Origin of the sequence: Streptomyces sp. NPDC059567 (assembly GCF_042735655.1) — a bacterium.
Lineage (GTDB): Bacteria > Actinomycetota > Actinomycetes > Streptomycetales > Streptomycetaceae > Streptomyces.
The window spans coordinates 1-11,607 of sequence record NZ_JBHWBS010000079.1; the positions used below are offsets into that span (position 1 = coordinate 1).

10 protein-coding genes and 1 riboswitch are annotated in these 11,607 nt (G+C 72.9%); of the genes, 3 read left to right on the plus strand and 7 right to left on the minus strand.

What is annotated here, in order from left to right; genetic code table 11:
* The 5 genes from ACFVZW_RS27595 to ACFVZW_RS27615 form a co-directional block, all read right to left on the minus strand.
* Positions 1–845, minus strand: an 845-nt coding sequence (locus ACFVZW_RS27595) for an ATP-binding protein (protein ID WP_384526551.1), incomplete at its 3' end; no start/stop codon positions are given.
* A gap of 58 nt (positions 846–903) precedes the next feature.
* Entirely contained in the window at positions 904–2,412 is a 1,509-nt protein-coding gene (locus ACFVZW_RS27600) for a cobyric acid synthase (RefSeq protein ID WP_384526554.1), read from the minus strand.
* Positions 2,409–3,371: a cobalamin biosynthesis protein gene (locus ACFVZW_RS27605; protein WP_384526557.1), complete on the minus strand. Its 963-nt coding sequence runs from the start codon at positions 3,369–3,371 to the stop codon at positions 2,409–2,411. The genes ACFVZW_RS27600 and ACFVZW_RS27605 overlap by 4 nt, the downstream gene beginning before the upstream one ends.
* A gap of 31 nt (positions 3,372–3,402) precedes the next feature.
* Positions 3,403–3,547, minus strand: a riboswitch (cobalamin riboswitch).
* Positions 3,548–3,660: 113 nt separating this feature from the next.
* On the minus strand, positions 3,661–3,882 hold the full coding sequence (locus ACFVZW_RS27610) for a hypothetical protein (protein ID WP_329122086.1): 222 nt from the start codon (positions 3,880–3,882) through the stop codon (positions 3,661–3,663).
* A 12-nt stretch (positions 3,883–3,894) separates the two neighbouring features.
* Positions 3,895–5,160: an anion permease gene (locus ACFVZW_RS27615; RefSeq protein ID WP_384526560.1), complete on the minus strand. Its 1,266-nt coding sequence runs from the start codon at positions 5,158–5,160 to the stop codon at positions 3,895–3,897.
* Between the two features lie 397 nt (positions 5,161–5,557).
* Here ACFVZW_RS27615 and ACFVZW_RS27620 point away from each other — a divergent pair, with 397 nt between their 5' ends.
* Positions 5,558–6,682 carry an alpha/beta hydrolase gene (locus ACFVZW_RS27620; RefSeq protein WP_384526563.1) on the plus strand — a complete coding sequence of 375 codons (1,125 nt, stop codon included), beginning with the start codon at positions 5,558–5,560 and terminating at the stop codon, positions 6,680–6,682.
* Between the two features lie 77 nt (positions 6,683–6,759).
* A complete protein-coding gene (locus ACFVZW_RS27625) occupies positions 6,760–8,178 on the plus strand; it encodes a hypothetical protein (protein ID WP_384526566.1) in 1,419 nt (472 codons plus the stop codon).
* A gap of 18 nt (positions 8,179–8,196) precedes the next feature.
* Here the strand turns inward: ACFVZW_RS27625 and ACFVZW_RS27630 are convergent, their stop codons facing one another.
* Both ACFVZW_RS27630 and ACFVZW_RS27635 read right to left on the minus strand, forming a co-directional pair.
* Complete coding sequence (locus ACFVZW_RS27630; protein WP_384526569.1) at positions 8,197–8,595, minus strand: VOC family protein; 399 nt, start codon at positions 8,593–8,595, stop codon at positions 8,197–8,199.
* A gap of 90 nt (positions 8,596–8,685) precedes the next feature.
* Entirely contained in the window at positions 8,686–9,576 is an 891-nt protein-coding gene (locus ACFVZW_RS27635; RefSeq protein WP_384526572.1) for a neutral zinc metallopeptidase, read from the minus strand.
* 254 nt (positions 9,577–9,830) lie between these two features.
* Between ACFVZW_RS27635 and ACFVZW_RS27640 the strand changes: the two genes are divergently transcribed.
* The gene (locus ACFVZW_RS27640; protein WP_384526575.1) at positions 9,831–11,429 is read left to right on the plus strand and encodes an ABC-F family ATP-binding cassette domain-containing protein; all 1,599 of its coding nucleotides are present in this window, start codon (positions 9,831–9,833) and stop codon (positions 11,427–11,429) included.
* Positions 11,430–11,607 lie beyond the last annotated feature (178 nt).

Sequence of the window (11,607 nt, forward strand, 5' to 3'; positions counted from 1 at the left end):
CGGCACAACCCCCCCCCCCCCCTAAGCCCCCCCCCCCCACCCCCGCGCCCCCGCGGGGCTTTCGCGAGGCGGGCGGCGCCGCCGCCCCCGCCCCGGGGCAGTTGCCCGCGCGGGGCCACGACACGGTCCCGCAGCGCGGTCTCCTCGTCGGCCCAGCGGGCGGCGAAGGCGGCCGGGTCGTCGTCGAAAGCGAGCCGGCGGCGCACGACCTCGACCCGCTGCTCGGGCTCGCGGGAGGCGGCGACCTCGACGGTGAGACCGAAGCGGTCCAGCAACTGCGGCCGCAGCTCGCCCTCTTCGGGGTTCATCGTGCCGACGAGCAGGAAGCGGGCCGCATGCCGTACGGAGACGCCCTCGCGCTCGACGTACGAGGAGCCCATGGCGGCGGCGTCGAGGAGCAGGTCGATCAGGTGGTCGTGGAGGAGGTTGACCTCGTCGACGTAGAGGATCCCGCGGTGCGCGTCCGCGAGGAGCCCGGGCTCGAAGGCCTTCACGCCCTCGGCGAGCGCCCGCTCGATGTCCAGGGCACCGACGAGCCGGTCCTCGGAGGCGCCGACGGGCAGCTCGACCATCCGCGCGGGGCGGGCGGCCCCGGGCGTCTCGGTGTGCGGCCCGTCCGGGCACTGCGGATCGGGCGCGCCCGGGTCGCAGCTGAACCGGCACCCGGCGACCACCGCCACCGACGGCAGCAGATCCGCGAGCGCCCGCACGGCGGTCGACTTGGCGGTCCCCTTCTCACCGCGTACGAGGACACCGCCCACCGCCGGGCTCACCGCGTTCAGCAGCAGCGCGAGCCGCAGGTCGTCCATGCCGACGACGGCGGTGAACGGATACCGGGTGCTCATCGGGTGGTCACTCCTTCAAGGTCGGGTCGCTGACGTTCGCTCATGTGCGGGCCCGCCCTCACGGCGCGCCCGGCGGGATGAACGGCAGCCCGTTCGGCGGGCCGTTCTCGATCAGGCGCAGCAGCGCGTCCGTGTCCGCGTGTTCCTCGATCAGGTCGCCCAGACGGTCCAGCTGCTCCTCGCGGAGCGCGCCGAAGGACGTGTCGGGGGCCGGGACGAACCGCCGTCCGGCCGCGGCCGCGACCTCCCGGAGGAACGCCCGGCGGAAGCCGTCGCTCTCCAGGGAGCCGTGCCAGTGGGTGCCCCAGACGGCGCCGACCCGGCAGCCGTCCAGGAAGGGTTCCCCACCCCGCACGTCCGCGATGCCGTGGTGGATCTCGTACCCCTCCACGGGCTCGCCGAGCGCCTCGCCGACCGGCCGGGCCAGCGTCTTCTCGGGCGCGAACCGGATACGTACGGGCAGCAGTCCGAGCCCGTCGACGGTGCCGGCCTTCGACTCGACCTCGTCCTCGATCCGCTCCCCGAGCGCCTGGAAGCCGCCGCAGATGCCGAGTACCGGCCGGCCCTCCGCTGCGCGCCGGGCGATCGCGTCGGCGAGGCCGCGCTCCCGCAGCCAGGCCAGCGCCTTGACCGTGCCGCGCGTGCCCGGGACGACCACCAGGTCCGCGTCGACGAGTTCCTCGGCCCGGTCCACGAAGCGCACCACCACGCCCGGCTCGGCCGCCAGCGCGTCCACGTCGGTGAAGTTGGACATCAGCGGCACGGCGCAGACGGCGACCCGCAGCACGTCCTCGCCGACCGGCGGCGCGACGACCGACTCGCGGACGGTGCCCCGCAGTGAGACCCGCAGGCCGTCCTCTTCGTCGATGCCGAGCCCGTGCGCGTACGGCAGCACACCGAACGTCCGGCGCCCGGTCAGCCCGAGCAGCATGTCGAGGCCCGGCTCCAGCAGGGTCACGTCACCCCGGAACTTGTTCACGAGATAGCCCGCGATCAGCTCCTGGTCCTCCGGCGCGAGCAGCGCCGTCGTGCCGAAGAACTGGGCGAACACCCCGCCCCTGTCGATGTCGCCGACCACCAGCACCGGCAGCCGCGCCGCCCGTGCGATGCCCATGTTCACGATGTCCGTGCGCCGCAGGTTGATCTCGGCCGGACTGCCCGCCCCCTCGCAGATCACGGCGTCATACGTGCCCCGCAGCTCCTCCAGGCACGCCAGCACGGGCTCGAAGAGCTCTTTCTGGCGTCCACCGTGGTAGCCGCGGGCACTCAGTTCGCCCACCGGCCTGCCCATCAGGACGACCTGGCTGGAGCGGTCGCTGCCCGGCTTCAGCAGCACGGGGTTCATCAGCGCGGTCGGCTCGACACGGGCCGCCTGTGCCTGCATGGCCTGCGCCCGGCCGATCTCCGCGCCCTCGCGCGTCACGAAGGAGTTCAGGGACATGTTCTGGCCCTTGAACGGCGCGACCTTCACACCCTGCCGGACCAGCCAGCGGCAGATGCCCGCCGTGACGACGCTCTTGCCCGCGTCGGACGTGGTCCCCGCGACCAGCAGCCCCCCGCCTCTCATGCCTTCCTCCGCTTCATCGCGCCCGCCGCGATCCGTCCACCCACACACACCGCCAGCGTCAGCGCGGTGACCCGGCGCGAGAGCCGCACCGCCCGTTCGATGTCCCCGACCTCCACGGCCCGGCCCTCCCCGTTCAGCACCGGCCGGTGCTCGACCCGTCCGCCGTACGAGAGCGTCCCGCCGAGCCGGACGCCGAGCGCCCCCGCGAAGGACGCCTCCACCGGACCGGCGTTGGGGCTCGGGTGCTTGGCCGCGTCCTGCCGCCATGCCCTCACCGCCCCCTTCGGGTCGCCACCGGCCACCGTCGCGAGCACGGCGGTCAGCCGGGCGCCCGGCCAGCCGGCGACGTCGTCGAGCCGGGCCGAGGCCCAGCCGAAGCGCCGGTACGCCGGGGACTTGTGGCCGACCATCGCGTCCAGCGTGTTCACGGCCCGGAAGCCGACCAGCCCCGGAACCCCGGCGACCGCGCCCCAGACCAGGGCGCCCACGACGGCGTCGGAGGTGTTCTCGGCGACGGACTCGACCACCGCGCGGGCCATCGCCGGACCGTCCAGGGACTGCGGATCGCGCCCCACCAGATGCGGCAGCCGCTCGCGGGCCACCTCCAGGTCCCCGGCCGCCAGGGCCCCGCCGATGGCGCGGGCCTCCCGGCCCAGGGTCGTGCCGCCGACGACGGCCCAGACGGAGGCGGCGGTCAGCGCGACGGCGGCTCCGGGGCGGTCACGTACGGTACGGGCGGCCAGCGCCGCGATCGCGGTGGCGCCACCGGCGCAGACGGCGGTGTGCAGCGCGCCCCACCCGCGGTGGTCGCGCCGGAGAATCTTCTCGACGGAGCCGGCGGCACGCCCGAACGCGGCGACCGGATGGCCGCGGCGGGGGTCGCCGATGATCAGGTCCGCGGCCAGACCGGCGGCGGCGCCGTAAGCGAATACACCTGTGGCTGCAGTGCGGCCGGGCATGGCGCTGTGTCCTCACTCAGGGTCCGCGCCCTGGCTCGACGTGACCGGCGGCGAGAGTTCCTGGCTCCCGGGGGATCGATTCCCCGGTCACAGTGGCGGGACCGCGCCGGATTCGCACCGGACTTCCTCTGCTGCCGCCGTAATGGCCCCGGAAGTCCACCACGCTGTGCGAACACCCGTCAACTCACGTTTGACCTGCGGCGGGACAGTGTGCGAAGCACCACAGGAACGACGGACGGGCGGTCCCACCCGAAGGTGCGACCGCCCGTCCGTCGAAGCGGGACCGTCGTCAGACGACGATCAGATAGATGCCGTACGCGACGGCCGCCGCGCACAGCGCGAAGCAGGCGTACGCGCCGGTGCGCGCCAGGGCGGCGGAGCCTCCCTGGGAGGCGGCCTGCTCCTGCTTGGAGAGGCCGACGATGCCGAGGGTGAACAGGCCCACGAGGGCGACGGTCGCCACGAGGCTGACTCCGAAGACGGAGCCGAGAGCTGCCCAGTCGATCTTCATGTCGTTCGTTCCTTACACCGCGGCCGCGGGGGCCGTGGGGGCTGCCGGGTCCGTGGGGGCCGGCGAGGGGATGGTGGTCTTGAGGTCCTCGTCCGCGACGGAGGCGACGGAACCGGCCGGCGGCGGGGTGACGGCCGCGATCGCGGTGGTGACGACGCCCGCGGGCTCGGCGTCGAGGTCGTCCGCGGTGACGTTGTTGTGGTCCACGGGCTTGCGGCGCGACAGCGCCCAGATGACGCTCGAGCCGGCGACGAGGAGGACGGCGACGGTCGCGACGCCCCCGCCGCCCTGCTTGGTGAGGAACTCGGCGCCGGCGCCGACCAGACCCGCGGCGGGCAGGGTCAGACCCCAGGCGACGAACATCCGGGTCGCGGTCGACCAGCGGACGACACCGCCCTTGCGGCCGAGACCCGCGCCCATCACGGCGCCGGAGCAGGACTGCGTGGTGGAGAGGGAGAAGCCCAGGTTGGACGAGGCCAGGATGACCGTGGCGGCGCTGGTCTGCGCGGCGAAGCCCTGCTGCGGCTGAAGGTCGGTGAGGCCCTTGCCCATGGTGCGGATGATGCGCCAGCCGCCGAGGTAGGTGCCGAGCGCGATCGCGACACCGGCGGAGACGACGACCCACATCGGGGGGTTGGAGCCGGGGGCGACGACACCCTGGGTGACCAGCGCCAGGGTGATGATGCCCATGGTCTTCTGCGCGTCGTTGGTGCCGTGCGCGAGGGAGACGAGACCGGCGGAGGCGATCTGGCCGGCCCGGTAGCCCTTGGCGGTGGACTTCTCGGCGGTCCTGGAGGCGATCTTGTAGGTGAGCCTGGTGGCCGCCATCGCGGCGAGGCCGGCGACGAGCGGCGCGGCGATCGCGGGGATGAGCACCTTGGTGACGATGGTGCCGCCGTTGACGGCCGACCAGCCGGCCGACATCACGGCCGCGCCGATGAGACCGCCGAAGAGGGCGTGGGAGGAGCTGGACGGCAGACCCATGAGCCAGGTCAGCAGATTCCACAGGATGGCGCCGACGAGCGCCGCGAAGATCACTTCGGTACGAATGCCCTGTTCGTTGATGATCCCGCCGGAGATCGTCTTGGCGACCTCGACGGACAGGAACGCACCGACCAGGTTGAGCACGGCGGACATGGCCACCGCCGTCTTGGGCTTGAGGGCACCGGTCGAGATGGTCGTCGCCATCGCGTTGGCGGTGTCGTGGAAACCGTTCGTGAAATCGAACACGAGAGCTGTCACGACCACAATCGCGAGCAGCAGCGTGATGTGTTCCATTTACCCAGGCAATCGTTTGACGTCAGTGGCTGGACGAACGTAGGCAACCTGAGTGAACGGAAGGTGAACTGGGTCGGGCTGCATGGTGACTCTAACCGTGTTCGGACATTCCGCTTAGCCTCTCCGGACGCGGTTCTGTCCACGATGTGGTCGCCCCGCAACCCCGGGTAAGCCGTGCCGTTGCCGGACACAAGGGACGTGTCCCACTTCCGCCCCTCTCGCCCCATGTCACCAGCCGGACACTCCGGGGGCCGTGTCAGTCGACCGGGGGACCCGTCGAAGAGATCCATGTCACTCCGGAGTGGCCCACCGCCGGTCCGGCTCGGTGACAGCCCGGATCGGGCCCGTGCGGGTCTGTCCGGTGGCAGCCCGACCCCGCCCTGCCGACACTGGGAGCGTGCGCCCGGCTACAGCGACGGCAGCGGCCGTCACCACCCTGCTCGGTGTCGGCGCGGCCGCGATCGCGGCCGGCCGGTACGCCAGTGACGCCGCCCTCAAGGCGGCCGGACGGCCCCTGCCCCGCGACCCACGGCTCACCGTGCACGCCACGGACCCCGGCCACGTCACCCTGACCCGCAGCCTCGCGTCGCTGCGCCCGGGAACGTACGGGATCGAGGGCCCCGGCGTCCACGCCGTCGTCGGACCCGTGCTGGACCGGGTCCCGCACAGCGCTGACACCGTCGTCCGCCGTCTGGAACGGGTCGAGCTCGGCACCCTGGAACCCGGCGTCCGGGTCCACTTCACCCCGGAGCTGCACAGCGGCGACCCGGGCAGCGCGCTCGGCCTCGACCACGAGGACGCCGAGATCCCCGGCGAACTCGGCGCCCTGCCCGCCTGGCTCGTCCCCGGCGCCCGCTCCACCTGGGTGATCGCCCTGCACGGCATCGGCACGACCCGCCGGCACCCCCTCAACCTCGTCCCGTTCCTCTCCCGACGGCAGATCCCCGTCCTGTGTCTCGCCTACCGAGGGGACGAGGGCGCGCCCCGGTCCCCGGACGGCCTCGGCCATCTCGGCGACTCCGAGTGGCGCGACGTCGACGCGGCCATCCGGTACGCCGTCCGCAAGGGCGCCCAGCACGTCGTCCTGCTCGGCTGGGGGCCCGGCGCCACCATGGCCCTGCATGCCGCCGCCGACTCCGGCGTACGGGACGTGATCCGCGGCCTCGTCCTGGACTCCCCGGTCCTCGACCAGGAAGCCACCCTGCGCAACCTCGCCTCCGCCCGCCGCGTCCCTGGCCCGCTGCTCCCGCTCGCCGTCCGCGCCGCCCAGGACAGGACCGGCCTGCGCGCCGACCGTCTCCAGGAGGTCGCCGACCCGGCGGGCCTTCGGGTGCCGACGCTGGTCTTCCACGGCCCCGACGACACCATCGCCCCCTGGGAGCCGTCCCTCGAACTGGCCGCCCGCCGCCCGGAACTGGTCACCTTGAACACGGTCCGCGGCGCCCCGCACGCCTCGATGTGGAACGCCGACCCGGTCCGCTACGAAGAGGCCCTGCGCCGCTTCCTCACCCCCCTGCTCTGACCCCTCCTCCGGTGGCGTTCCACCGGCGCTGCCGATTCCGATTGGGCTTTCAGGCCGTCAGCGGGAAGACTGCCTCCGTGACGTCTCGAAAGCCTGATGAGCAATTGGCGCGCAACTCCAGACTCCGACTCGTCCGTCCGCGGGCACTTGCCACCGCCCGACGGGCCGTGACGACGCGGCGCACCCGGCCGGCGCCGCGGCCGCCCGAGGGCACTCCGCCCCGCGCGGAACTGGCCCGCCAGGCACGGACCGTCCTCGCCGACGCGGTACGGATCGCCCGCTGGGCCGCCGTCGACCGCGGGGCCGGGGGCGCCGCTCCGACCGACCCCGAGGCCTTCCCCGTCCAGGAACGCGCCGCCGCCGCACTGGACCTGACGCCCGACCAGATCCGGGCCGGCTGGGACCGGGCCCGGCTCGCCGGACTCGTCGAACTCCACGGCGGCACCGCCCGCCCCGGCTGGCGGCTGCATGCCTGGGACCGCGACGACTCCGCGGTGCTGCGCGGCTGGGTCGCCCTGTTCGACGCCTGGTCGCTGGTGCACCCCGCCCCGGCGGACGTGGCACCCAGCGCCGTGGCCGAGGTCGTCGAGGCCGTCCCGCAGGTGCTCTCCCTCCTCCAGCTCTCCGCCGGACCGGTCCTGGTCCCCGCCCTTCTCGACCTGCTCCAGCAGCGGGTCGAGGAGCTGCGCGAGGAGCGCTGCGAGGTCCCCGTCGAGGGCACCGACACCGACGCCGTGTGCGCGGCCGGACCCGACGGACTCTCCGCCCTGCTCGACTGGGCCCTGGAGGGCCTCGCCGCCGTGGGCGCCCTGACCCTCGGTGAAGGCCCCGAGACCGCCGAAGGCGGTCTCGCCACCCTGACCCCGCTCGGGAACTGGGCGGTCTGGGTCAAGCTGGAGCAGATCTGCGTCGCCGCCCAGAGCCCGGCGGGCAACATCGAACAGTCGGCCGAGGACATGCTCCGCGGCTGCGCCCGGCTCACCCCCGGCCCCGCCCGCGACGAGTACCGCGCCTGGCTCGCGGCCCGCACCCTCTCCAGCGCGGTCACGGAGCTCCTCGCCGTCGCACGCGGCGAGGACGCCCTGCTGCGAGGTCTCGCCTTCGAGGCGCTCCGGGTCGTCGGAGCCCCCGCCGAGGCCGAGGTCCGGGCCGCCGCGGAGGAGGCGTCGCTCCGCCCCTACGCCCTGCTCTGGCTCGCCGAGTACGACGGCGCCGACCCCGACGACGCCCCGGACGTGCTCACCCGCGAGGAGGCCACGTGGCTCTGGGTGGACACCGCCGCGGCCGTCGCCGACCACGGTGAGAGCGTCCTGCTCGTCCGCCACCTCGACTCCGCCGTGCAGGGCACCGTCCCCGCCCTCCTCGACGAGGTCAGGGCCGTCGGCCATCCCCGTACGGTCCAGGTGCTGGTCGCCCTCGCCGCCGCCCACCCCGATCCGGCCCTCGCCAAGGCCGTCCGCCGGGCGGCCTTCCAGGTCCACACCGGTGGGTCGTGAGCGAGCCGTGAGGGTCCGCTACTCCGCGCCTCCCGGGAGGTACGTACCGAAGCTCCAGATGTTGCCCTCGGCGTCGCGGGCGATGTAGTCCCGCGAGCCGTACTCCTGGTCCTTGAGCGGCATGACGATCTCGATGCCGTGCTCCACCGCCCGCGCGTGGTGTGCGTCCACGTCGTCCACGTGGACGTACACCCCGGCGGGCCCGGCGGCCTCGACCAGCTTGTCGAACTCGCTGCCCGTCCCCTTGCTCCCGAGCATCACCATGCCGTTCCCGTACGTCAGCTCGGCATGCACGACCTTGCCGTCCTCCTCGTACACCGCGTGGCGGGTGAAGCCGAACCCCTCCGTGAGCTGCTTGATCGCGGCATGCGCGTCGTCATAGGTCAGGGTCGGACAGATGTGGGGTCCCTCAGCCATCTCGATCACTCCTTCTCGCCTGATGCGCCCTGAAAACCCGGAATGTGACCTGGGTCTCAGTCTGGCATTCGCCACCGACAACGCCGCGCGTCACCGGAAGGTGTTGCACCGCGCCATGTCACCCGTCGTGTAGCCGGTGTGGAACCACTGCTGACGCTGAGCGGCCGAGCCGTGCGTCCAGTTCTCCGGGGTCACCCGGCCCTGGAACTTCTCCTGGATCCGGTCGTCGCCCACCGCGGCCGCCGCGTCCATGCCGTCGCGGATGTCGGCCTCCGTCAGCTCCGTCAGCAGCGGCCGGCCCGTCTTCTCGTCCGGAGTGGTCGTCGCGTGGTGCGCCCAGACCCCGGCGTAGCAGTCCGCCTGCAGCTCCACCCGCACCGCGTTGGAGTTCGCGCCCGCGCGCCCGTCCTGGGCGCGGGCCAGCGTGCCCATCATGTTCTGCACATGGTGGCCGTACTCGTGCGCCACGACGTACGCCTGCGCGAACGGGCCGCCGCTCGATCCGAACTTCGTCCGCAGGTCGTCGAAGAACCCCAGGTCCAGATAGACCTGCCGGTCCCCGGGGCAGTAGAACGGCCCGACCGCCGAGGTGGCCGAGCCGCAGGCGGTGCCGACCTGGTTCGTGAACATCACCGTGCGCGCATCCCCGTACCGTCCGCCCCGCCGGGCGTACTCCGCTCGCCAGAAGTCCTGGACGCTGTTGACGACCGCCACGATCCGGCAGTCCTCGCGGGTGTTCGCGTCCGCGCCGGTCCGGCAGGCGCGCTCGACCCGGGCCACGGAGGAGGAGGTCGCCACCGGCTCCGGGTCGCCGGCGGAGAGCCCGAGCTGCTCGGGGCCCACCCCGAAGAGCAGCCCCAGGATCAGCGCGATGAAGCCGACGATTCCGCCGCCGACGGTGGCCCTCCCGCCCGGGATGCGGCTGCCGCGGACGTCCTTCACCTCGGAGGTGTCCAGGTTGGCGTCGTCGTCGAACTGCATGGGCCACCACCTCTGCCGTGTCTGCCGCGGCAGCGGCCGCCGCCCTGCGGCCGAGTATCGGCGAATCCGACAGGGCCCGCCCCTTTTGTCCGGCATGGGCGGTACGGAGTGAGATGCGCCTCGACGCGGGCCGTGGCCGAAAAGCAGTTGCAGGGGCCCGTTAGACTGGCCGCATGGCCATTCTCCTCGTGCACTAGCGGCGTCGAACCGCCCGAGAGCCCTTCCGCCGTCCACCCCCGCCCTGGAGTCTGTCCGTGATCACCGCTTCCGGCATCGAGCTGCGCGCCGGCGCCCGCATCCTCATCGAGTCCGCTTCGTTCCGCATCGCCAAGGGCGACCGCATCGGTCTGGTCGGCCGCAACGGAGCGGGCAAGACCACCCTCACCAAGTGCCTCGCGGGTGAGGGCATGCCCGCCGCCGGGCAGATCGCCCGCTCCGGCGAGGTCGGCTACCTCCCGCAGGACCCGCGCACCGGCGACCTCGACACGCTGGCCCGCGACCGCATCCTCTCCGCCCGCGGCCTGGACGTCCTCATCCGCAAGATGCGGATGAACGAGGAGCGCATCGCCACCGGCTCCGGCGCCACGCGCGACAAGGCGATGAAGCAGTACGAGCGCCAGGAGACCGAGTTCCTCACCAAGGGCGGCTACGCCGCCGAGGCCGAGGCGTCCACGATCGCCGCCGCCCTCGGGCTCCCCGACCGGGTCCTCGGCCAGCCGCTGCACACCCTCTCCGGTGGTCAGCGCCGTCGCGTCGAGCTGGCCCGGATCCTCTTCTCCGACGCCGACACCCTGCTCCTCGACGAGCCCACCAACCACCTCGACGCCGACTCCATCGTCTGGCTGCGCGACTACCTCAAGACCTACCGAGGCGGCTTCATCGTCATCTCCCACGACGTCGACCTGGTCGAGACCGTCGTGAACAAGGTCTTCTACCTGGACGCCAACCGCTCCACGATCGACGTCTACAACATGGGCTGGAAGCTCTACCAGCAGCAGCGCGAGGCCGACGAGAAGCGCCGCAAGCGCGAGCGCCAGAACGCCGAGAAGAAGGCCGCCGCCCTCAACTCGCAGGCCGACAAGATGCGCGCCAAGGCCACCAAGACCGTCGCCGCCCAGAACATGGCCAAGCGCGCCGAGCGCCTGCTCTCCGGCCTTGAGGCGGTCCGGGTCAACGACAAGGTCGCCAAGCTCCGCTTCCCGGAGCCCGCGCCCTGCGGCAAGACCCCGCTGACGGCGGAGGGCCTCTCCAAGTCGTACGGCTCGCTCGAAATCTTCACCGATGTGAACCTCGCCATCGACAAGGGCTCGCGCGTCGTCATCCTCGGTCTCAACGGCGCGGGCAAGACCACGTTGCTGCGCCTGCTCGCCGGGGCCGAGAACCCCGACACCGGCGAGGTGACCCCGGGCCACGGCCTCAAGCTCGGCTACTACGCCCAGGAGCACGAGACCCTCGACCCGGAGCGCACGGTCCTGGAGAACATGCGCTCCTCCGCGCCCGACCTCGACCTGGTCGAGGTGCGCAAGACGCTCGGCTCCTTCCTCTTCTCCGGCGACGACGTCGACAAGCCGGCCGGGGTCCTCTCCGGCGGTGAGAAGACCCGGCTGGCGCTGGCCACCCTGGTCGTCTCCTCGGCGAACGTGCTGCTCCTGGACGAGCCGACCAACAACCTCGACCCCGCCAGCCGCGAGGAGATCCTCGGCGCGCTGCGCACCTACAAGGGCGCGGTCGTCCTCGTCACCCACGACGAGGGCGCGGTCGACGCGCTCGAGCCGGAGCGGATCATCCTGCTCCCGGACGGCGTCGAGGACCTGTGGGGTCCGGACTACAAGGACCTGGTGGCACTCGCCTGATCATCTCGGTATGGATCATTCGGCTCATGGGTGATCCTTCATCTGAGTGAGTGCGTCTCATACCCCCTGGCGCGGGGGGGGGGGGGGGGCACGCAGAGATGCAGCCCGGGGCCCGCGAGCGGGCGGGGGGGCGGCGCCGCGGGCGAGGGCGCGCGCCCGCCGCGCCGCGCGCGGCCGG

Bases quoted from the DNA above. Each gene is read 5' to 3' on its own strand.
- ACFVZW_RS27600 (WP_384526554.1), bottom strand. From the start codon at position 2,412: ATGAGAGGCGGGGGGCTGCTGGTCGCGGGGACCACGTCCGACGCGGGC.
- ACFVZW_RS27605 (WP_384526557.1), bottom strand. From the start codon at position 3,371: ATGCCCGGCCGCACTGCAGCCACAGGTGTATTCGCTTACGGCGCCGCC.
- ACFVZW_RS27610 (WP_329122086.1), bottom strand. From the start codon at position 3,882: ATGAAGATCGACTGGGCAGCTCTCGGCTCCGTCTTCGGAGTCAGCCTC.
- ACFVZW_RS27615 (WP_384526560.1), bottom strand. From the start codon at position 5,160: ATGGAACACATCACGCTGCTGCTCGCGATTGTGGTCGTGACAGCTCTC.
- ACFVZW_RS27630 (WP_384526569.1), bottom strand. From the start codon at position 8,595: ATGGCTGAGGGACCCCACATCTGTCCGACCCTGACCTATGACGACGCG.
- ACFVZW_RS27635 (WP_384526572.1), bottom strand. From the start codon at position 9,576: ATGCAGTTCGACGACGACGCCAACCTGGACACCTCCGAGGTGAAGGAC.